Source organism: Akkermansia massiliensis (assembly GCF_023516715.1).
Classification (GTDB): Bacteria; Verrucomicrobiota; Verrucomicrobiia; order Verrucomicrobiales; family Akkermansiaceae; genus Akkermansia; species Akkermansia massiliensis.
In genome coordinates this window covers 1,022,190-1,045,034 of record NZ_JAMGSI010000002.1, presented here as the reverse complement: position 1 = coordinate 1,045,034, position 22,845 = coordinate 1,022,190, and the positions used below count along the sequence as shown (strand labels likewise).

At 59.8% G+C, this 22,845-nt stretch carries 16 protein-coding genes; 8 read left to right on the top strand and 8 right to left on the bottom strand.

The genetic code is table 11. From position 1 onward, the window contains the following. Positions 1 to 41 precede the first annotated feature (41 nt). Entirely contained in the window at positions 42 to 629 is a 588-nt protein-coding gene (locus M8N44_RS12035) for a DJ-1/PfpI family protein (RefSeq protein ID WP_102728758.1), read from the bottom strand. Between the two features lie 168 nt (positions 630 to 797). Next, positions 798 to 2,246 carry a catalase gene (locus M8N44_RS12030; RefSeq protein ID WP_022397569.1) on the bottom strand — a complete coding sequence of 483 codons (1,449 nt, stop codon included), beginning with the start codon at positions 2,244 to 2,246 and terminating at the stop codon, positions 798 to 800. 264 nt (positions 2,247 to 2,510) lie between these two features. Between M8N44_RS12030 and M8N44_RS12025 the strand changes: the two genes are divergently transcribed. Then, a complete protein-coding gene (locus M8N44_RS12025) occupies positions 2,511 to 3,254 on the top strand; it encodes an acyltransferase (RefSeq protein ID WP_146021160.1) in 744 nt (247 codons plus the stop codon). Positions 3,255 to 3,455: 201 nt separating this feature from the next. Further along, on the top strand, positions 3,456 to 5,459 hold the full coding sequence (gene tkt, locus M8N44_RS12020; RefSeq protein WP_249853114.1) for a transketolase: 2,004 nt from the start codon (positions 3,456 to 3,458) through the stop codon (positions 5,457 to 5,459). A 302-nt stretch (positions 5,460 to 5,761) separates the two neighbouring features. Here the strand turns inward: tkt and M8N44_RS12015 are convergent, their stop codons facing one another. The 6 genes from M8N44_RS12015 to M8N44_RS11990 form a co-directional block, all read right to left on the bottom strand. Then, complete coding sequence (locus M8N44_RS12015; protein ID WP_180975233.1) at positions 5,762 to 7,339, bottom strand: hypothetical protein; 1,578 nt, start codon at positions 7,337 to 7,339, stop codon at positions 5,762 to 5,764. Positions 7,340 to 7,364: 25 nt separating this feature from the next. Then, positions 7,365 to 10,232, bottom strand: coding sequence for a sulfatase-like hydrolase/transferase (locus M8N44_RS12010; protein WP_102728762.1), 2,868 nt, complete (start codon positions 10,230 to 10,232; stop codon positions 7,365 to 7,367). A 79-nt stretch (positions 10,233 to 10,311) separates the two neighbouring features. Beyond that, positions 10,312 to 11,106: a PEP-CTERM sorting domain-containing protein gene (locus M8N44_RS12005; protein WP_102728763.1), complete on the bottom strand. Its 795-nt coding sequence runs from the start codon at positions 11,104 to 11,106 to the stop codon at positions 10,312 to 10,314. Between the two features lie 356 nt (positions 11,107 to 11,462). Then, positions 11,463 to 13,310, bottom strand: a complete 1,848-nt coding sequence (locus tag M8N44_RS12000; protein WP_180975267.1) for a GreA/GreB family elongation factor — start codon at positions 13,308 to 13,310, stop codon at positions 11,463 to 11,465. A gap of 98 nt (positions 13,311 to 13,408) precedes the next feature. Continuing rightward, positions 13,409 to 13,756, bottom strand: coding sequence for a hypothetical protein (locus tag M8N44_RS11995; protein WP_146021195.1), 348 nt, complete (start codon positions 13,754 to 13,756; stop codon positions 13,409 to 13,411). A 560-nt stretch (positions 13,757 to 14,316) separates the two neighbouring features. After that, complete coding sequence (locus M8N44_RS11990; RefSeq protein WP_102729045.1) at positions 14,317 to 15,915, bottom strand: hypothetical protein; 1,599 nt, start codon at positions 15,913 to 15,915, stop codon at positions 14,317 to 14,319. A 434-nt stretch (positions 15,916 to 16,349) separates the two neighbouring features. Between M8N44_RS11990 and purC the strand changes: the two genes are divergently transcribed. The 6 genes from purC (at position 16,350) to M8N44_RS11960 (ending at position 22,800) form a co-directional block, all read left to right on the top strand. Further along, on the top strand, positions 16,350 to 17,060 hold the full coding sequence (purC, locus tag M8N44_RS11985) for a phosphoribosylaminoimidazolesuccinocarboxamide synthase (protein ID WP_022397579.1): 711 nt from the start codon (positions 16,350 to 16,352) through the stop codon (positions 17,058 to 17,060). 65 nt (positions 17,061 to 17,125) lie between these two features. After that, entirely contained in the window at positions 17,126 to 17,581 is a 456-nt protein-coding gene (locus M8N44_RS11980) for a hypothetical protein (RefSeq protein ID WP_146017848.1), read from the top strand. Positions 17,582 to 17,602: 21 nt separating this feature from the next. Beyond that, positions 17,603 to 20,005 carry a phosphoribosylformylglycinamidine synthase subunit PurL gene (purL, locus tag M8N44_RS11975; RefSeq protein WP_102729044.1) on the top strand — a complete coding sequence of 801 codons (2,403 nt, stop codon included), beginning with the start codon at positions 17,603 to 17,605 and terminating at the stop codon, positions 20,003 to 20,005. Between the two features lie 48 nt (positions 20,006 to 20,053). Further along, positions 20,054 to 20,761 carry a phosphoribosylformylglycinamidine synthase subunit PurQ gene (locus M8N44_RS11970; protein ID WP_022397582.1) on the top strand — a complete coding sequence of 236 codons (708 nt, stop codon included), beginning with the start codon at positions 20,054 to 20,056 and terminating at the stop codon, positions 20,759 to 20,761. A gap of 41 nt (positions 20,762 to 20,802) precedes the next feature. Then, positions 20,803 to 21,582, top strand: a complete 780-nt coding sequence (locus M8N44_RS11965) for a hypothetical protein (RefSeq protein WP_102729043.1) — start codon at positions 20,803 to 20,805, stop codon at positions 21,580 to 21,582. Between the two features lie 138 nt (positions 21,583 to 21,720). Further along, positions 21,721 to 22,800 carry a M42 family metallopeptidase gene (locus M8N44_RS11960; RefSeq protein WP_022397584.1) on the top strand — a complete coding sequence of 360 codons (1,080 nt, stop codon included), beginning with the start codon at positions 21,721 to 21,723 and terminating at the stop codon, positions 22,798 to 22,800. The last annotated feature ends 45 nt before the right edge of the window (positions 22,801 to 22,845 follow it).

Here is a 22,845-nt window from a genome sequence, read left to right as displayed (position 1 = left end):
GGTTCCGCTGGCCGCGCAGGGATTCCAGCCATGAAAAAACCTCATTTCCGCGCGAACACGTCCCTGGTGCAGTCATCATTCCACACGTATTCGAGCTGCTCCGCTATTCCCTCCGCCCGTGACCTGCCAAACCGGTCGCTCACAAACCCGAGGGCCATGTCCATTCCGGCGGAAACGCCGGAGGAAGTATAAAACTTCCCGTCCGCCACCCACCGGGCACGTTCCTCCCAGCCGACTGCGCCGCGGACGGACTTCACCCATGCAAAAGACTTCTTGTTGGAAGTTGCCCTTCTGCCGTCCAGCGCGCCGCAGGCGGCCAGCAGCGCGGCCCCCGTGCAGACGGACAGGCAATACTCCGCATCGTCCGCCATGCCCCGGAGAAAATGCAGGAAAGGCGGAAAAACCGCCAGGCGGCGGGTCCCCCTTCCTCCCGGAACCACTAAAATTCCGCAGCCGTCCGCCTCCGTGGCTGGTTCAGTGACAATTACCGTCTTTTGAGCACTTGCGACGGTTCCGCCATGTTCGGAAAAATAACGCAGCCGGTATTCCTCTACTTTGCCCAGCACTTCCACCGGGCCGAATGCATCCAGCGTCTCAAAATCATCAAAAAGCAACACATTCACATCCACCAGGCCACATTACCCCATCCGTCCTCCCTCCGCACCTGATATTTCACGATTCCGTGTGCTGCCTGCCGGAATTCACGGCCATCAATCCCCTGGCTGCGTCAAACGGGTAAAAAACGGGCGGAAGCCTCCCCTTCCGGAGAAACTTCCGCCCGGAACACCCAAATTTGATTATCCCTTGAACATGCCGAGGGCCTTGGCCACTCCTTCCCCGTATTCGGGGTCGCACTGCATGCAGTGGTCGATGTGACGCTGCTTGATAAAGTCCGGCGCGTCGCCCATGGCGCGGGCGGTATTGCCGTACAGGGCCTCCCTCTGCTCCGGATTCATCAGCCGGAACAGGGCGCGGGGCTGGGAATAATAATCGTCGTCATCCTCGCGGAAATCCCAGTGCCAGGCCGCGCCGTCCAGCTCCAGCGGCGGTTCCCGGAACTCCGGCTGTTCCTGCCACTCCCCGTAACTGTTCGGCTCATAGCCCAGCGTGCTTCCCGCATTGTCGTCCACACGCATCATGCCGTCCCGGTGGTAACTGTGGAACGGGCAGCGGGGGGCGTTCACCGGAATCTGGTTATGGTTCACCCCCAGCCTGTACCGCTGGGCGTCCCCGTAGGAGAACAGGCGCCCCTGGAGCATCTTGTCCGGGGAAAAGCCGATGCCGGGAACGACGTTGGCCGGGTTGAACGCCGCCTGCTCAATCTGGGCGAAATAGTTGTCCGGGTTCCGGTTGAGTTCCAGCACGCCCACCTCCATGAGGGGGTAATCCCCGTGCGGCCATACCTTGGTCAGGTCAAACGGATTGAAGGGGCATGCCTTGGCCTGCTCCTGGGTCATCACCTGGATGTACATCGTCCAGCGCGGGAAATCCTTCCGCTCAATGCTCTCATACAAATCCCGCTGGTGGCTCTCCCGGTCCTTCGCGATAATCGCTTCCGCCTCCGCGTCCGTCAGGTTCTTGATGCCCTGCTGGGTTTTCAGGTGGAACTTCACCCATACCCGCTCATTGTCCGCGTTCAGCATGCTGAACGCATGGCTGCCGAACCCGTGCATGTGGCGGTAGGAGGAAGGAATGCCGCGGTCGCTCATCACGACGGTGACCTGGTGGAAAGCCTCCGGCAGGGAAGTCCAGAAATCCCAGTTGTTCCGCGCGCTTCTCATGTTGGTGCGCGGGTCGCGCTTGATGGCGTGGTTCAGGTCCGGGAACTTGAGCGGATCCCTCAGGAAGAAAACCGGGGTATTATTGCCCACTAGGTCCCAGTTTCCCTCCTCCGTGTAAAACTTGATGGCAAAGCCGCGGATGTCGCGCTCCGCGTCCGCCGCTCCCCGTTCCCCGGCCACGGTGGAAAACCGCACCAGCAGGTCGGTCTTCTTGCCAATTCCGGAAAACATGGCAGCCTTCGTGTAACGGGTGATGTCCCCCGTCACGGTAAACGTGCCGAAGGCGCCGGAGCCCTTGGCATGCATGCGCCGTTCCGGGATCACTTCCCGGTCGAAATGGGCCAGCTTTTCCAGGAACCAGACGTCCTGGAGCAGCATGGGGCCGCGGGGGCCGGCCGTGAGCACGTTTTCGTTATCCGGAACGGGCGCTCCGACGGAGGTCGTTAAATTCTTTTGGTCACTCATGGTGTCTTTTAGTTAGAATTATTATAAACTAATTTTTTCAAGGGTGTCAACAAAGTTTCTTTCAAATCCCGGAAAGGCAAACAACTTGCTTGCGGCCTTCCTCCGCGGGACGGGAAAACGGCGCATGGCGTACCCCATGAAGCCAAGCCCTCCCGGCGGCTGCCTCCAGGCAACGGGGCCAAGGCCATTGCGCCATTTTCCGCTTGACCCTGAATGGAGAATCCGGGAGAGTGCCTTTCTCGATGAAGAATCGGGGCTTTCCTCATGAACCGTTTTCTTGCAACAATCTATTGCAACCTATCTCTTTCTCCGCAAACGAGAAAGAAGCGCCGCGTCCGCCTGGGTTTGAAGACGGGAGGGGAAGGTTATGTAAACCCGGTAGGAAACCGCATTTTTCTCATTCTTCCTTCCGGCGAAAAACAGCTTGTCGAGCCGTACCAGATACCGGGGTCCGTCCGGCTGAACATTGAGGGAGAGCACAACACGCTCATCTTCCATGCTCCGCTCTCCTTAAACAATATCTCCATCCACATCTGGAAACATGTCCGCGGCGCGAAAATCGAATTCGGCTCCTCGTCGTCCGGGCACAGCCACTGGAACAATGTCAGCATTCTGGCAGCTGCATCCGGAAGCGCCCTGTCCATCGGCCATTCGACGAGCATCGAAGGATTAGCGGTCATGCTTGTGGGCGGCAAATGCCACATTGGCAACGATTGCATGCTGTCCTCCGGAATCACCATCTGGGCAAACGACTCCCATCGCCTGATGGACGCCGACACGGGGGAACTGCTCAACGACCAGCCGCAGGGCGTCCTCATCGGCGACCACTGCTGGATCGGGCAGGGGGCAACCTTCACCAAAAATGCCATCATCCCGGCAAATACGGTTGTCGGCCTGCAATCGGTCGTCACCAAATCCTTCCGGGAGGAATTCACCGCTCTGGCGGGAAACCCGACCAAGGTCATCAAAAACGGGGTCAAATGGAGCCGTGAAAGAGAAATGGGCTAAGGACGCCCAACACGTTCCTCCGCAGCTTCATGGCCTGAACCGCCTGCGCATGCCGGGCCATGTGCCGCAGGGGGCGCCGCGGCATGCGGACCGGAGATGCCCGGCGCTTCCATCTTCAATGCTTTTCCCCCGCTCCGCCCTGTTGCCGGAGACGCATTTTAGGCTTCCAATATGGGGCTGATCTGCTCATATTGCCCGGGCATGAATCTTGACCTTCTCCAAAAAGCCGCCAACCAGGCGCGGGGACTTGCCATGGATGCCGTTCACGACTGCGCATCCGGCCACTTGGGCCTGCCGCTGGGGTGCGCCGAAATCGGGGCCGTCCTGTTCGGCGATCTGCTCAACATCTGCCCCGCGCAGCCCCGCTGGCTCAACCGTGACCGCTTCATTCTCTCCGCCGGCCACGGCTCCATGTTCCTTTACGGCTGGCTGCACCTGTCGGGATTCAACATCGGCATTGAAGACCTCAAGGGCTTCCGCCACAAGGGCTCCATCACGCCCGGCCACCCGGAATTCCGGGATACGGAAGGCGTGGAATGCACCACGGGGCCGCTGGGCCAGGGCATTGCGAACGCCGTAGGCTTCGCTCTCTCCGCCAGGCGCGCCGCCGCTCGGTTCAACAAGCCCGGCATGGACATCTTCACCCAGCACATCTTCTGCCTCACGGGGGACGGCTGCCTCCAGGAAGGCGTGGCCCGCGAATCCCTCGCCCTGGCCGCCGTCCTGAAGCTGGACAACCTCATTCTCATTTACGATTCCAACGACATCACGCTGGACGCCCCTGCGGAACGCACCCAGCTTGCCGACCCGCGCGCCGTGTATGAAGCCCTGGGCTGGGACGTGCGCCAGATCGACGGGCACGACCTCAAGGCCATCGCGGAAGCGGTGGAAGCCGCCAAAAACGCCAGGAACGGCAAGCCCCAGCTCATCATCGCCAAAACGGTGATCGGCAAAGGCATCCCCGGCATTGAAGGCACCACGAAGGGCCACGGGGAAGGCGGAGCCAAGCTCCAGGAAGAAGCCCACGCCAACTGGAGCATTCCTGCCGGGGAACGCTATTACGTCTCCGAAGACGTCCGCAGCGCCTTCACGGACCTCAAGGCCAGACGGGAAGAAGCTTTCAACGCCTGGAACGCCACCTACGAACAATGGCGCCGGGCTTATCCGGAACTGGCCGCGGAACTGGACTCCGGCATCTGCGCCTGCGCCAGGGGCGTCAATCCCGCGGACTCGGACAAGGCCATCCCCGCCTTCCCGCAGGACTACAGCGACGCCACGCGTTCCGCCGGAGCCGTCGCCATCAACGCCATCGCCAAGGCGGACCCCTGGTTCCTGACCACCAGCGCGGACCTGTACAGCTCCAATAAAAACTACCTTTCCGGCGCGGGGGACTTCTCCGCGGAAACCCCGGAAGGGCGCAATTTCTGGTTCGGCATCCGTGAACATGCCATGGCCGCCATCTGCAACGGCATCGCCTATGACGGCCTGTTCCGCGTGAGCGCCGCCACGTTCTGCGTCTTTGTGGACTACATGCGCGCCGCCATCCGCGTGGCCGCCCTCAGCGGCCTGCCCGTCACCTACATCCTGACGCACGATTCCGTGGCCGTGGGCGAAGACGGCCCCACCCACCAGCCGGTGGAAACCGTCTCCGGCCTCCGCGTCATCCCGAACCTGGACGTCATCCGCCCGGCGGACCCGGAAGAAACCGCAGGAGCCTGGATGGCCGCCATGCAGCGCGCCGACGGCCCCACCGCCCTCATCCTGACCCGCCAGAAGGTAGCGACCCTGAACAATATTCCCGTGGAAACGCGCCGGGAAGGCGTGCTGAAAGGCGGCTACGTAGCCCGGAAGGAAAAGGGAACCTTGAAGGCCATTATCCTTGCCAGCGGTTCCGAACTGGAACTGGCCCTGAAGGCGGCGGAAAAAACCGGAGAAGGAATCCGCGTGGTTTCCATGCCCAGCTTCTTCCGCTTTGACAAGCAGTCTGCCGAATACCGGGAAAGCGTGCTTCCCTCCTCCTGCGCGAAGAGGGTTTCCGTGGAAGCCGGCGTCACGGACCTCTGGTGGAAATACCTGGGCTGCCAGGGCGAAGCCGTGGGCATCAACCGCTTCGGCTTCTCCGCACCCGGAGCGCAAGTTCTGGACGAGCTCGGCATGAACGTGGACAACGTCGTTGCCGCCGTCCAAAAGGTGCTCTCCAAATAATCTGCGGCGTTTAACCGCCATTCCTTTTCAGGGGCTGTCCCGCATCCGGCGGAACAGCCCTTTTTCATGACCCGCCAGAACATCCCCCGGAAAAGGGTTGATGAAACCCCACCCAACACCCCCTCTGCCCGCAAGCTCCGTCTTTCTCCGTATGAATATGAACTGGCCAACCCATTAAACCCGGCTATTTCCACATGCCGCGGGGATTGTGCCTCCGGCATCCCGGAAAGGAAGGCCTGCATCATTCATCCTCTGGATCCACTCACCAGGCGGTTCAGGATAAAAAATGGACAGCCTTCACCTTATTCCCGCGACACCTTCAGCCTCAGGAACCGCCGCGTCGGCGCGTTGCCGTCAATCACTATGGGATCAAGGTATTCGGCACGGTCTCCGGATGGCTCGACCGTCGCTTCCTCCCTCCAGGTAACCAGGTCTTCCGTGCTTTCCACGCTGAACGTCACGTCCGTGGCCGCCGTATTCACCGGCCATTCCAGCACCAGGCGGCATTCCCCGTTTTCCTCCCTGACCGCCAGCCTCGTGACGCTTCCGCAGGGCTTGTTCGGGTCCAGCCCCGCGGCATACTTCATCAGGTTGGTGATGCCGTCGCCCGCGGGACAGGCGTCCGGGACAGTCTGGTCCTCCGGCGTTCCGTCGGCAAAATGGTCCTTCTTCCATTGGTCATACGGGGAAGGCGTACGCGTCCAGGCTAGCACCAGGGCGCTTTTTCCCGCCGTATTCTCCTGTTTCAGGGAAAAAGAACCCTCACTCTTCCAGGCTTCCGCACTGGCGGCGTCATAGGAAACGGAGGGAAGAGCCGCCATGGAAAGAGTGGTCCCTTCCACCAGCTTCCAGCTCTGTTCCTGTTCCTTCCCGGCCATGGCAGGGAGAGCCACGCGGATTTCCGCCGTGCTATCCAGAGACACTGGCCCCTCCGCGCTCCACTTGGCCTCCTGGCTAGGGTTCCGGGGGAGAGAGAAGGACAGGCATGCCCCTGCGGCCACGTCCAGCCGCGTCATTCCGCGCACGCCGGCGTTCGTGCCGAGCCGCACCGTTCCGCCTTCCACGCTCACCGGAAAATGGCACAAGGAAATGCCGCCTAAGCCCAGCGTTCCTCCCCCCGTCTTTCTCAGGCTGGAGGTGGAGGAATACCCGGCGAAGGAATAAAGAGGGTCTTCCATGCTGACCAGGCAATCCGGGTCCGCATGCATCACCAGGCGCACATGGCCCATGACCGTGATGGAATTGGGCACGCCGCCCGTGGAGGCTCCCGCGGAACGCCCCCGGAAATTGCCGCTGAAGGAAACGGGGCGGGAGGAATCCGTGGACCGGAGGTTGAGCACGGTGGGAGCCTCCGCGCTGCCGCCGGAAACGTAAACGGCGCCCCCCAGGTTTCCGGCGCTGTTTCCGGTAAAGGAACAGCCGCCTTCCACGTTCACGGTGCGCTCCTCCTCCCCGTCATTGGCATCCAGGCACAGGGCGCCCCCGTTGTGGGCCGCCGCGTTGCCGGAAAAGGAGGAACCCGCCGCTACCTGCACGTTCCCGCGGCTGTAGAGCGCGCCGCCGCTGCCACCCTCCGCCCTGTTGCCGGTAAAGGAAACGGCGGCCTGCTGGACTACGGAACCTGCGTAAACCGCTCCGCCCTGGGAGAAGCCGCGCACCGTGTTATTTTCATAGGAGGCGGAGCCGGAAAAAGTGACCTGCCCGTAATCCAATATGCCGCCGCCGTTGCCCGTCTTGTCCGCATTGCTGGAGCCGCCGCCGGCATTGACCAGCACATCCGCCAGCAGAAGGGCCCCGGAGAGGAAGGCGGCGGACCCAAGGCCAATCCTGAGAAGACGCAGACGACCGGGAAGAACGGAAAAACAACGTGTTTTCTTCATGAGTCTTGTCCAGTTGGTGAAAAGTTTATTGCCGGATGGGAACGAAGGAGGAAGCATCATCCGGGTCCGTTTCACCGGGATCGATGACGCCGTTGCCGTTGGCGTCCTCCACAAGGTCGGGAACGCCGTCGCCGTCGGAATCCACGTCCGGGAAATCAGGCATGCGGATGTAGGCCGTCCCCACCGCCTGGCCGTTCCTGGTGAGGACGGGATATTGCGCATCCGCCTGACGGAGTTCCCGGATCAGGGAGCGCGCCATGCGCATCAGGCGTTCCTGCTGCGCCGGGTCCTGGGCCAGGTCATTGCTCTCTCCGATGTCGTCTTTCAGATTGAAAAGCTGCCACGGGAAGCGGCCCGCGGTCCTGTAGCCGTTGCCGGAATACAAATCCGTATGGGCGTACTGGTCCATGTAATTGTAAATGACCTTCCAGTCTCCTTTCCGGTAGGTGGAATAGAAATTGGCGTAGGAATGGTGGTGCGGGAAATGCTGGAATATCTTCTGGGTGCGGTGGAAGGAAGAATCCCCCCGGAAATAGGGACTGATGTCCTCCCCGTCCACCTGATGGCCCACCGGAACCTTCAGCTTCAGCATATTCAGAATGGTGGGATAAATGTCCCAAATCGCCACGATGTCATGGTTCACGGAATTCTGCGGAATGGGATATTCCTGCTGGATGGGGCTGGAGGAATCGACCTCCGCCCAGCCCACGATCATCGGGATGCGCGTTCCCCCTTCGTAACGGCTGCCTTTGCGCCCTCTCAGAGGAGCTACGGCGCTGATTTTCTCAAGCCATGGAATATCTCCGCTATAGCTCTGCTGGATGGGAGCGTCTCCGCCGTTGTCGGACATGAAAATGACCAGCGTCCTGTTGGCCACGCCCAGTTCCTTGAGGTAATCCATCAGATCCCCCAGGGATTTGTCCATGCCGCCGATCAGGGTGCCGAAATTGCGGAGATTGCCGCCAATGGAAACTCCCGGTTCAAAGGACGTGCCCGAGGGATAAGTATCGTAGTCCCCGTTGGGGTCCGGCTGGTCGTGCCGCTGGTGGACGGCGTAATGGGTCATGTACGCGAAGAAAGGCGCATTCTCATCCACGGCGGCCTTGATCTGCTTCTTCATCTCCAGCGTCAGGGCATTTGTCAGGAAATTCCTCTTCCTGTCTTCCGTCGCAGTGGTTCCGTAATATTCCTCCAGGTCAGGAACATGGGTGTTCCCGGAGCCGAACTGATCCTCTCCCCGGTAGGAGGCGGGCTGTCCGGCGGAGCAGCCGGCTATGTTGACGTCAAATCCCAGGTTGGCTGGATTGGAATAAAGCTGGTTGGACGGGGCGAAGTGGGCCTTTCCCACCGTGATGGTCCGGTAGCCGGCATCCTTCAGCACGCGGGGGAGAGGAATTTCCTGCTGGCTCATCCCTGCCATGTTCCACTGGGGAGCACGGATGTGGGGAAGACCGCCGCTGTATTCATTCAGCGTGGGGGCATTCACGGCCGTCCAGTTGGTGACCCGGTGACGGGCGGAGGTCTTGCCCGTCATCAGGGACGTGCGGCCCGGAGAACACAAAGGGCACGAATAGGCATTCGTGAACTTCATCCCCTGCGCCGCCAGCCTTTCCATGGAGGGCGTTTTATAAAAGGCGTTCAGCTCCGTAACGACGGGCTGGCCGTCCTTGTAATAAAATGGCACGGACGTATCCTGCCAGCCCATGTCGTCCACCAGGAACACCAGGACGTTGGGCGTGTTCTCCGCCAGCACGGAAATAATCAGGGACTTGCTCTTCTCCGTGCCGTCCGCCGCGGTCAGCGTCAGCGTGTACTGCGTCGTCTCCGCGGGAGACACCTGAACACTGCCGGCTCCCGCCGTGCTGGTGATGGGAATCTCCGCGCCATTGGCGGTCAGGGCGAGGCTTTCCGCTTTCACCGTGCTCCATGTCAGAGTGGCTTTCTCATCACTGCCGGGAGCAACCCTCTTTTTGTCGGATTCAAAGAGAAGGATTTCCGGTTCCTGCTTCCTGACGGTCACCGTCACTTCTTCCTTGGAAACGGTTCCGTCCTCACAGGCGGCGCTGAGAATGTAGGTCGTGGTGGCATCAGGCTTTACCGTGACGGAACCCGTGCCGTCTTCCGTAGTGGCCGGAATATCCCGGCCGTCCCTGGTGCTCAGCGTGACCGCTCCGCACTTCCAGGTTTTCCAGCTCAGGACGGCTCCGGAGGTTGAATCTTCCATGACCTCTGAAGGAGTCGCCGTAAAAGTCACGATGCCGGGAGAAGGAGCCGTCAGGCGGACCGCATTGATGGCGGAACGCGTTTGGGAGGCCCCGTTGCCCGTAATGGTAATCGTTCCTCCGGTGACCGGCACATACTTCAGCGTCAGCTTGTTGCCTCCTTCCTGAAACGCGCCGGAAAACGTGCCGCGGTCCTGGATGGTGCCGGTGAGGCCGTTAACCGTATAAAGCATGTCCCGGTCCGAGTCATTGCAATCCCCGTAAATTTCCACATGGCAGTATTCCGCCATGGAATCGGGAAGCCGGGAAATCACGACGTTTTCCGTTCCCCGGATACCGGCCCAGGAATCCATGAGCAAATAATCACGGTTCCTGCCCGACGCAAAAATGCCGTTACTGGCGCAATAACCCGGATTGATGGCGCAGGAGGCTTCCGTGGACACTCCCGCCGCAGTTTTCAAGGAGGAAACGGTCGTAGCGGCATTCGCCGCAGGCTTGATGAAATTCCATGTTTTTCCTTCCTCCGCCAGGGTTCCGGGCTCCGCCTGCCGGAACGCCGCCTCCGTGGCCGCAGTTCCGTTCAGCACTCCTATCCCTATTTCTTCCGCATGCGCCAGGGAGCAGGCGGCCAGCACAGCCGGAACCCATCCGCACCAATTCAGCTTTCTCATGGTGATTTCCTCTTCCGTAAACAGGAAGGCGCCGACTGTTCCTTTCGCGAACGGCCGGCGCCTGCATGAAGAACAAACGTTACGCGCGCCTGCGGCGCATCAGCAGAGCGCCCAGGCCCAGCAGGCCGAGGCTGGCCGTGGCCGGTTCCGGAACGGAGGTCAGCGCCAGGGCATTGATGTTGCCGGTACCTCCCTGGGACTGGATATCAAGCCGGGTGCCATCCGCCGCCACGTCAAACGTGTAAGTAATCAGCATCCAGTCCCCGGTATGCGTGTTGCCCGTGACGGTGGCGCCGTTCAGCGTAGCGCCGGACCCGGTGGAGTAGTCGTCCAGGCTGGCGGAAATGTTGGAGATTCCGGTGCCGTCAAGGCTGAAGGAAGAAGTGTTGCCCGCACCGTAATTGTTTCCGCGTCCCACCAGCATGGTCAGCGTGTAGGTGCCGGCGGACAGGTTGTTCAGGGACATCGTGAAATTGCCGTTCGCGGAGCCTATCGGATTGATCGCGCCCCCCATCGGATTGCCGGTAGTCATATCCTGGCCGAAAACATCGTAAAACTTGTTGCCCTGGCCCAGGGCGGACCCTTTGGCAGCGGCATCGGTCATGGCGCCGGGACCTCCGCAGCAGAGTCCTCCCGTCGTCAGGGTGATTCCGGTGCTTCCTCCCCCCGTAGTGACCAAGGTTCCGGAAGTATAGGAATTACTCTGTCCCGTGGAAATCTTGTTCACTTTCTGTCCGGGTTCTCCCAGATACGTGCCGTCCACAACGGCGGTGCCATTGCCTGAATTGATCCCGAACGAGATCAGAACGGTGGAGGCTTCGGCCGCCACCGCCGCCGCAACCATAGTTGCCAGAATGAATAATGTTTTCTTCATGGTGTCAATGGGATATGTGATTGGAAATGATGAAACACCGCTTCCATTTCTTGACAAATAACGAATTTAGAATCCGTTATGAATGTTAGAAGAAAATCTGAAAAAATATACTGCGCATCTCATTGAAAATAAGCCGTTTTATTTTTTGTGCCTTGAAAAATGAATCTTTGCCGGAGAGATTGTCCAGCCCATTCAAACAATAGTCTGTTTGATTAAGGTATTCATACTAATGAAATAATAATCCGAACTCTGGTCTTTTTTGTTGACCACGGATTCTAAATCCGTGAAACAATGGAAAGTTTTTCCATGAACAACAAAAAGGCCTTAGTCAAAAGGGAAAGCAACTCTCTTAAAAATTAAAAAGCGGCTTCAATCTTCGTAATGGTGAACACTTTCTTCTTGTCGCCGTCCATCGGCACGATCTTCACCTGGTCTCCCACGCTCCTGCCCGTCAGCTCCTTGCCAACCTGGGAAAGATAGGAGACAATGTGCTTTTCCGGATTCGTATCCCACGCGCCCAGAATGGTGTACACCACGGCATCCCCTCCGGCCAGGGGCTGGAGGGTCACCTTCATCCCCATGGCGGCCTTGGAGGTATCCGTCACGGCAAAGTCCGTGCCGCGGGCCAGGGCCAGCGCCTGCTCCAGTTCGGAACGGCGGCGGTTGAGCACCTTTTCCACTTCCTTGGCATCCTGGTAGCCGCCGTTTTCACGGAGGTCTCCCTCCGCACGGGAAATCTTCTTGTTGTGCAGGTTTTCCGGAATCTTCACATTCACCAGCTCTTCCAGCTCCTTCTTGCGGGCTTCCAGGCTGTCCCAGGAAACGAAAATCGGTTCCGGCTTGTCGGAGGTATCCACCAGGGCGTCCAGCACGATGGCGTGCAGGTCAGGGAACACGCTGATCACGCGGGCCATCAGCGCACCGCGGTCCTGTTCGGAGAAGGCGGAGGTATTGTACAGCATCTTGGCGAACTGGCGCACTTCCGCCACGTCCTGCCCCTTGATCATTTCCTGGATGATGTTCTTGTCCTCCATGAACAGGTTTTTCAAGCGCAGCATGCGGTTGGGGCCGCCGTCCATGTGGTCCTGTTCAATCAGGGAAAGCATCGCAATGCCGACGGGAAGGCCGAAGAGGGGCTTGGAGGCGTCATGCCGCTGGCGGCATATCCAGATGAGGGATTCAGCCGGAAGAGTCTGGCGCAGCAGTTCATGCTTCAAATGCTTGACCAGGGCCTTGTCATGCCCTTCCTCTATCAGGAACTTGGCAATCTCTCCCACGGCGCGGGCGCCGCTCGCGTCAAACAGCTCCAGCGCCTTCTGCGTCCACTCTTCTCCAAAGACGGCGGGCAGCGTAACGTACACGCGCTTCTGGCGCACGGCGGGCATGGAATTGAGCACTTCCGCGAAGCGTTCCACATCGCCGATATTGGCTTCTACGATGGAGCGGAGGGGGTAGACGGCCTGGGCCGCTTCCGTGTTCTTCACGGCGGCGATCAGGTCGTCCCGGAGCACGGCCAGCTCCAGCACCTGCTGAAGAGCCAGGCTTCCGCCGTTGCGCACGTCGGCGTCCACCGCCTGAACCAGGGCGTTGACGGCGTCCGGCTCCGTCATGACCGTTTCCATCTTGATGCCGTCCAGCACGCGCACCTTGGCTTTCAGGTCCGCGGCCTTGTTGTAATCCTCCAGGGCGGCCTGGGCGCGGGAAAGAATATTCGTGCGGAGCGTGATGCGCTCTCCCTTGCGGGTAGGCATCATGAACTGGACGTTGGAACGGAGCATGGCGCGCACCTTGTCCCACCAGTTCTTCCATTTGTCCGCGGCAATCACGGTGCCTTTCAGCGCAGCTTCCAGCTTTTCCGGGGTAAGGGAATTGCCGTAGCCCTGCAAGGTGACGCGCACCAGTTCCACCGGATCGTCCACGGACAGGTTGATCAGGGATTCGGTATCTTCATAACGCCTGGCCAGGAAATGGTCATCATGGAGGAACTCCAAAATTTTTGGAGCAAATTCCAAGGCAACTTCGTGTTCCGGATTTTCCTCAAAATCAATAACCAGCTTTTTGGCGGCCAGGTTCCAGGAAATGACTTTGCCGGCGCCCCAGGTGGTATGGAAGCAGTAACGGCCAGGTGCGATGCGATCAAGTTTTTCAGCGAGAGAGGGGGTGATTTTCCCCAGAGACAATAATTTCTCCAAGTCGGCGTGCATACTAAAGTGCATGATACGCGCACCCCTACCGGTATCAAGACTAAATTCCCGTAGAGGCACACGGCCAGTGCATCAAGGGCTGCCTGAACCCCTTCCGCCTACCAGTCAAAACGGCTCCCATTGATTCCAAAGCACTCTTTGCGGGGGTACCCTCCCGCCGGCGGAGTCTTCCCCCGCAACACATCGTAATGCTTCATGATATACCCCGCACTGTCCTTCACGCTTTCGTCCTGGTATGCGCTGTACGCACACTCCAGCAGCTTCTCCACGGTTTCAAACCCCTCGTCCTGCGGCATCAGTATCCTGGTTTTTCCGTCCATCCCGCGGATGATCACCATGTCCAGGGAATCCGGGTCTGAATCCCCCGCCGCCTTCCCGGCGGCAATCTCCCCGGAAGCGGCATGGTCCAGGACCCGGATGATCAGCCGGGACAAACCCTTCCCCATATCCATCCACCCCCGTTTCACCCTGGGTGAATAATCCCGGCCCACGCCCCCGGCATCCATCCAGAATGGTTCGCCTTCATAAGGAATAAGGCGCCTTTCAGGAGTTCCTTCAAAAAACCAATTGCAATACATCTGGGCAGGATTCAAATTCAGGGAAGAAGCCCGGACTATCAGCGTTCCGTCCAGATAAAAACCGAACTCCTAGTCAAAGGACCCCAGGTAAATGCAGGCATACGTAAAGGGGGGATTTTCCGGGAAAAGCATTTCCCAATAAACGCCGGCGTCACCCCAATAGGCCTCTTCCCAAGCGCATGCGAAATATTGGGCCGGGTAAATGAGAGTCATTCCTTCTTCTACCTCCTCATCTGCCGCCGATGGAAAAGGAACCAGCGAAAAAGTCATCCAGAAGCAGAGCAGCAGTTTGAACATCAGTATTTTTTTAAACCAGTAGAATACCATGGGCAAGTTAATAAAGGCAATTCATCTCCGGCCCTTCCGCTGCGGAGCCCTAGCCCGGACGTTTCCGGAAAAGACACAGGGAAAATCCCCCCGGCCCCGGATTAAAACCACCAGGCCCGGCCACCCCTGCTGCTCCACAGGCCGCTTTCACGGCGATATTCCCGCGCCCCTTCCTCCGGCGTTCTTCCCTGCAGCACGGCACGCTTCTCAATAATTCCCTTCAAATAATCCTCATCGCAAGTGAACAGCAGGTCCATGGTATACAATAAATCCATCAGCTCCACCACGGTTCCCAAATCAGCATCAGCGGCAGACATGATCCTCTCCGTTCCGTCAGCCCCGCGCACGATGCAAAAGCCGGTATCGTCCACGTGATGAGCCGTTCTCCCTTTTCCGGACACCAGCTCTCCCCTGGCAATCCCGGTGAGCAACCCTTCCATCATGCCGCCTATCTCCCTCCCGACGATGAGCCACTCCCTCTTCACCCTGGCTTCACAATCCCCCTCCGCATCCGGAATGCCCTCATAAGGGAATAACTCCCTTTCCGGTACCCGGTGAAAAAACCAGCTGTCATAAACCTCCCAGGGATGATGTGACTGGGATTCCGCACGCCCCATGAGGGGGCCATCCAGATAAAAACCGCAGATGCCGCGCCCGGGAAGCAAACAGCACACGGCGGGCTTCCCCTCCGTCCCCGCCGGGAACAAATCCTTCCAAAGGGGATTTGTTCCCAAAGGCTTCAGAAAACGCTCCCGGAACCCACGGACATATTTTTCTCCCGAATACGGGGAGGGCGCTTTTTCTTCCGGCTCCTCTTCCGCAGCTGCAAACTCCCCGCGCATGCTTTTTTCCCGTTCCCGGGCGGCCTCATCCTGCTCCATTCGTTTCCAAACCCGTTTACTGAATCCCTCCACCCATTCACTGGACACCATGGGAGGCGGCTCGTCACCCGCTTCTGCGGCATACTTCCGGACGGCGGCGCACTGCTTCATCACCCATTGCTCCCCTGCCGGGGTCAAATCATCCATCATGGCCATGTCTGCCAATCCCCAGGCCAGAAACCTCATGGCCGGCCTCATCCTGCCTTCTCCCCGGCACAGGTCTTCCGCCATAGCGCCGGACTCCCCGCGGAAGTAGCAGTAATTCCCGTCGCACCCGGTCACGTACTGGCGGTACAGGTCCATGGGGAAAGTTCTGCGAGTGACCGCTTCATCCCACGTTTTGCGAAGTTCAGCCGCTACGGCAGGGTTTAATGCCGTCCGGCCTCTTTTAACAAATAAGCGACTGTAAAGAACAGGATTGACCACGGCCTCCACCCAGGCGGCAGAGAGCTCACGATATTCCCGGAATTGGAGGAAATTCAGAACCATATTTCTTTTACGCCCGGCAAAAGGGTCTTCTTCCGTTACGGTATCGGCAACACAGTCCCATCCCTCCAAAAGATTCCCTAAAACGGGAAAGTGCAAGCAGGTCAGCAGCACGGCAGCCTGTTTCATCCCGGGACTCCGGAAATCCGCCACCGGAAACTGGGATAGCATCTGCATGCTGCATGGCCCGATGGCTCTGGCCCAGCACAGTTCGTTCCCGTCCAGATAAAAGCCGAATTCACGGTCAAACGAAGGAAGGTACAGGCACGCATAGGCAAAGGGCGGATTGTCCGGAAAAAGGGTCGTCCAATAGCGGCTGTTCTGGGATTCCACGGCAAAATACTGAACCGGGCATCTTAGAGTACTCCAACTTTCAACATCGGAATGGCAGGTGTCCTCCGCCCGGGACGGAAGTGTGAGAGCGAGAGCCGTCCAGAAACATGCAGCCAGTTTGAACATCAATCATCTTCCTAACATCCGCGGAAACAGGTGGCAAGTTGATTATGCTTTTTTCATTCAGAAGAATAATGGCCGCCGGTTTGTGCCGGATTTCAGACATTCACCTCCGTGGCTCTCCGGAAAAGACCCGAGTCCAGAGACCGGAAAACCGGGTTTGCCCGGTTGGATGGCCCTTGTCAATTCCTTCCCCATGGGATAGCCGCAAGGGCGTGCGGAGGCGCCCCCTTCCTTCGTCCAGTTGCGGCTTGACCGTGCGGAACGTCTGGCGTAACATCCCCGCACGCATTCAACCCTGCGCAACACGTATCATGGAACCTATTTACGAAGGGAAGGCCAAACGCCTTTATACGACTGACAATCCCAACGTCCTCCGCATGGAATACAAGGACGACGCCACCGCCGGAAACGGAGCCAAGAAGGCCCAGTTTGAAAACAAGGGCAGGATGAACAAGGCCATCACCCTGGTCATTTACCGCATGCTGGAAAGCAAGGGTGTGAAGACCCACCTGGTCGCGGACGTGGACGACATCAACATCGACGTGAAAAAGGTTTCCATCCTTCCCCTGGAAGTGATCGTGCGCAACATCGCCGCCGGCTCCTTCAGCCGCCGCATGGGCGTCAAGGAAGGCACCCCCTTCAAGAAGCCGATCGTGGAGTTTTCCTACAAGGACGACGACTTGGGCGATCCCTTCATCAATGATGATTACGCCCGTGAACTGAATGCCGCCACGGAAGAGGAATGCGCCTTCCTGAAGGACCAGGCCCGCATCGTGAACGACGTGCTGATTGATTTCTTCAAGCAGGTGGGCCTGACGCTGGTGGACTTCAAGATTGAATTCGGCCGTCTGGCGGAAGATCCCTCCCAGATCGTGCTGGCTGACGAGATTTCCCCGGACACCTGCCGCCTGTGGGACATCAAGACCGGCGAGAAGATGGACAAGGACCGCTTCCGCCAGGACCTGGGCAACGTGATGGAAGCCTACGAGGAAGTCCTCTCCCGGCTCCAGAACAAGGCCTGAGCCCTTTCCCCTTTCATGGGAGCCGGTTGTCCGACCGGCCCCCATTTTTCATTTTACCAACATTCTTGAGCGATATGACCCTCCACTTTGAAGTTATCAGCCGGTTCCAGGCCGCCGCCAACGCGGACGCCCTGCTCTACACTCCCCTGAATGCCGGCCTCACCTTCCGCCGCAGCCGCGTTTACACCGTAGAAATCAGCGGGGACGAACAAAAAGCCCGCGAATATCTCCTGAGTGTACTGGTGGACCCCATCTCCCAGGAATGCACGGAACAGGCCGCCCCCATCCTGAAAGACTCCCTGTTCACGATTGACTACGGCATGAAGGCCGGCGCCCTGGACCTGGAAAAGGAAGCCATCCTGCAAAACTACCGCGGCCGCCAGAACATGGGCTTTACCCTGGACGGCCTGAAAATCACCCAGCGCGTGTACGTCTTCGGCCAGGGGGACAAGGAAGCCCTGGCGGCGCGCTTTGCCAAGGACGTCTGCAACCCCGCCATTCACAACTGGACCATCGCCTAACCCCTCTCCTTCCCCATCCACATGTCCGCCAAAACCTACCGCACCGTTCCCGTGAGGGACCTGAGCAGCGACGAACTGCTTGAACTCAGCAAAAAGCAGAAGCTTTCCCTGTCCCGCGAGGACATGGAAGTCGTCCAGCAGATTTTCCGCGAAATCGACCGCGACCCCACTGACGTGGAGCTGGAAGTGATCGCCCAGACCTGGTCGGAACACTGCAAGCACCGCATCTTCTCCGCCTCCATCAGCCACAGCGTCAACGGAGGCGCGCCGGAAACCGTGGACAGCCTCTTCAAGACCTACATCAAGAAGCCTTCCGAAAAGATCATGGAACGCAAGCCGGGCTTCGTGCTCAGCGCGTTTGACGACAACGCCGGCTTCATCGCCCTGGACGACAAGCTGGCCGTCTGCCTGAAGGCGGAAACGCACAACCACCCCTCCGCCATTGAACCCTATGCCGGGGCCAACACCGGGCTGGGCGGCGTCATCCGCGACATTCTGGGCGCAGGCAAGGGCGCCAAGCCCATCGCCTCCCTGGACGTCTTCTGCTTCGGCGCTCCGGACACGAATCCGGCGGACATCACCGCTCCGGACGTCATCCACCCCCTGGGCATCATGCGCGGCGTGGTGCGCGGCGTGCGCGACTACGGCAACCGCATGGGCATTCCCACCGTGAACGGCGCCATCCAGTTTGACCCCACGTACATTTACAACCCCCTCGTCTTCTGCGGAACCGCCGGCGTGATTCCCCGCGGGGACATCCTGAAGGAAATGCGCCCCGGCCTCAAGGTGATCGTCATCGGCGGACGCACGGGACGCGACGGCCTCAAGGGGGCCACTTTCTCCTCCGCCGCGCTGGACGAAGCCTCCCACGAAGAGGACTTCACCGCCGTGCAGATCGGCAACCCGATTGAGGAAAAGAAAACGCTGGACTTCATTCTGGAAGCGCGCGAACGCGGCCTCATCGTCTTCATCACGGACTGCGGCGCGGGCGGCTTCTCTTCCGCCGCCGGGGAAATGCTCTCCGTCACGGGCGGGGAAATCTTCCTGGACAACGCACCCCTTAAGGAACCGGGCCTCATCTCCTGGGAAATCTTCCTGTCGGAATCCCAGGAACGCATGGTCCTGGCCGTGGAGGAAAAAGACCTGCCGGAGCTCCAGAAGCTGGCGGACACCTTCCAGACGGAGCTGACCGTCCTGGGCCATTCCGACGATACGGGCATCCTGAAAGTCTGGCACAAGGGGGAACTCGTCTGCTGCCTGGACAACTCCAAGCTGCATGACGCCCCCATCAAGAAGCTGGAATCCGTCTTCACCCCCGGCAAGGGCCTCACGGGCCTGCCCCTCCCGGACAAGGACCTGAACAAATCCCTGGAAACCGTCATGGGAGACTTCGCCATCGTCTCCCGCGAACCCATCATCCGGGAATACGACCATGAAGTGCAGGGCAACACCATCCTGAAGCCCCTGGCGGGCGCACAGGCGGACGCCCCGCAGGACGGCTCCGTGGTGGACATCGACGGCTCGGACAAGTGCATGGCCATGGCCTGCGCCATTCTTCCGGAATGGGGCAAGACGGACCCCTACGCCATGGGCACCGGCACCGTGGACGAATGCGTGCGCCAGCTCATCCTGGTAGGCTCCAACCCGGACAAGATCGGCCTGCTGGACAACTTCTGCATGGGCAACCCGGAAGACCCGGCGGAACTCGGCCGCCTGGTGGAATGCGTGAAGGCCATCGCCAGAGCGGCGGACGCGTACAACGCCCCCTTCATCTCCGGCAAGGACTCCTTCTACAACTACTTTGAAACGGAAGACGGCCCCATCAACGTGCCCGTCACCTTCCTCTGCTCCGGCTTCGGCGTGGTGGAAAGTCCGGACCATGTTATCGGCTCCTCCCTGCGGCGGAACGACAGCCTGCTGTACCTCATCGGCCACACGGAAGACGAGATGGGAGGCTCCGTTTTCGCCCGCACCCACGGCGTGGAAGACGGCAAGGTCCCCCAAACGGACTGTGCGGCAAACATGGAGCTGTACAAGGCCTATTACAACGCCCTGACTTCCGGCCTGGTGCTCTCCGCCCACGACGTCTCCGAAGGCGGCCTGGCCGTCACGGCGGCGGAAATGGCCTTCTCCGGCAAGGGCGGCGTACGGCTGGACCTCACGAAGGCGCCGACCGTCAACGGATGGAAATCCCCGGCAGTCCCCCTGTTCAGTGAAAGCACGGGCCGCATCCTGGTGGAAGTGGACCCGGAATTCGCCGCGGACTTTGAAGCGGCCATGGCCGGCTTCCCCTGCGCCTGCATCGGTAGCGTCACGAAGGAAAAGAGCCTCACCGCCACCTGCTGCGGCGGGGAAAAGGTGCTGGACTGCGACGTAGCCAAACTCAAGAAGCTCTGGAAAGACGGGCTCACCCCCTATTATTGATTTCCAAAAACCGGGACCTAACCATACCAACGATTCATTTCTACCAATATGCCTCACGCACTTTTACTGAAATACCCCGGCACCAACTGTGACGCGGAAACGGAACGCGCCCTGCGCGCGGCCGGCTTCTCCACCCAGATCCAGCCCATCGCCACGGCCACGCCGGAACACGTCGCCAAATCCCAGCTCGTCGTCCTCGGCGGCGGCTTCAGCTACGGGGACTACGTCACCAGCGGCCGCCTGGCCCAGCTGGAAACGGAACGCTTCCTGGGAGACGCCCTGCACCGGCACCATGCCGGAGGCGGCCTGCTCCTGGGCATCTGCAACGGCTTCCAGATACTCACCAAGCTGGGGATTCTGCCGGATTCCAGCCTGATTGACAACAAGAAGGAACGTTTTGAATGCGTCTGGGCCAAGCTGGTGAAGGTAGCTAAAAACTCACCCTTCCTCCAGGGCCTTCCGGATGAATTCGAGCTGCCCTCCGCCCACGCGGAAGGCCGCCTGGTCACCCGCCCCGGAGACGCGGAAAAATACCTGGCTGCCGGAAATGTGGCTCTCCAGTACGTGGACAACCGCGACGGCTGTGAATGCAGCATCGCGGGCCTCCAGGATTCCACCGGCCGCGCCATGGGCCTGATGCCCCACCCGGAACGCTTCCTGCTGCCCCGCCACCACTATGACAAGGACTGGGCCGGCAATGAAGACTGGGGCTGGGGATACTTCCTCTTCAAATCCGCCTTTGACGCCCTGAAATAACGGCACCATCCCACTCAACCGCCCAACCTCCGCACCTCCCCATGACAGACACGGCACTCATCGGTTCCTCCTGCGCCCTCGGCGCCTTCTGGTCCTCAAAACGGTACTTCGACTACCTGATTGATGAAACCAATCTGTCCCTGCTGCGCGGCAAGGAATTCGGGCAGGCCGTGATCATCTGCCCCTCCCTCCGGGAAGGGCGCAGGGCCATCCGGCAGAACATGGCCCCTTTTCTGGCGCAGGTTAAAACCCTGATCGACCTCCTGCATGAGGTGAAGGCGGAACGGGTAACCTACGTTACCTGCATTGACACCCAGCCGGAAACGGGCAATGAACATTCCCCCCTGCTCCGCGAACCGGAAGATGAATGGCTTGCCGCGCTGGTGGAAATGAAAGCCTTCATCAACCTCCGGTTCGGACGCGTGCTGAACGTCTACCTTCCGGAAGTCACCGGAACGGGAGCGGACATGAGCGTGGCGGATCTGCTGGCCGCCGCCCCGGAAGGAACGGAAGAACTGGAAGCGGCCCTGCTGGAACGCCACCAGCTCTATCCCATGAACCGCCTGGTCAGGGATGTGGAAAAGGCATGGGAATGCGGAATCTTCTCCGTCAACCTGGTGCCGGAGCCCGTCACCACCTTTGAACTGGTGGAGCAGTGCTTCCCCTCCCTGAGCAACCGTCTTCCCGTCGCGAAGGAAACGGACCCGTACGGGAGCGCCAGAACATCCGTTTACTCCACGCAGTACCATGATCCGGACACCGGCTATATCATGGACAAGCAGGACGTCCTGGAAGGGCTTTCTCCGGTCAGGCAGGCCTAGCCCCCGCTGAAAACCATTTCCCGGCTCCGCCCGCATCCCGTGCAGGCGGGGCTTTTTCATCCCCCTCCCGGAACGTCTCCCCGCCAGCAGCCATGCTTTCCTGTTGAGCGGATACGGGAACGGTGCTATACAAAAGCCATGAAGATCAGCGACGACAGTCTTGAATTTTTAACGGAACTTCTGGAAACTCCCAGCCCCTCCGGCTTTGAAATAGACGCCCAGCGAATCTGGGCGGACGAGCTGCGCAAGTACACGGAAGACGTCCAGTGCGACACCTACGGCAACACCTGGGCCACCTTCCACGCGGAAGCGGAAAACGCTCCCACGCTCATGATTGAAGCCCATGCGGATGAAATCGGCTTCATGATCCGCCATATCACCAAGGACGGCTTCCTTTACGTGGAGCGCGTGGGCGGCACGGATACGGCCATCGCCCGCGGACGCCGCGTGCGCTTCCTGGGCTCCCAGGGGGAAGTGACGGGCGTAACCGGAAACACGGCCATCCACCTGCGGGAACCCGGGGAAAAGGAACCTAAAATCTGGGAAATCTACGTTGACGTAGGTGCATCCTCCGACAAGGAGGTGGCGGAACTCGGGTTGCGCGTGGGCCATGTGGGCGTCTATTGCGACGGCCCCATGCTGATGAATGAAAGCAAGCTGGTATGCCGCGCCCTGGACAACCGCCTGAGCGGTTTCGTCTTGTCGGAAATAGCAAGGAAACTGTGCAAGCTGAAAAAGCCCCTCGCCTGGAACGTGATGCTCGTCAACGCCGTCCAGGAGGAAGTGGGCTGCATCGGCGCGGGAATGATCACCCACCGCCTGCGTCCGGACGCGGCCATCTGCATTGACGTGACGCATGCCACGGACTCCCCCGGACTGGACAAGGGCAAATTCGGAGACATCAAGCTGGGCGGCGGTCCCGCGGTCATCCACGGCACGGCCAACCACCCCAACCTGGTGGCGCGCCTGGAAATCGTGGCTGACAAGAACAAAATCCCGCTCCAGCACGAAGCCGCCGGACGCCGCACCGGAACGGACACGGACAGCATTTACGTTTCCCGCAACGGCGTGGCCTCCGCTCTGGTATCCCTGCCCCTGCGCTACATGCATTCCCCGGTGGAAACGGCCGCCCTTACGGACGTGGAAAACACGATCAAGCTCCTGCTGGAACTGATCAAATCCCTGAAGCCGGAAGATACCTTCGGCCACAAGCTGTAAGACAGTACGGCGGCAAAGGCGCCCGGGAAAGGTGCGCCTTCTTTT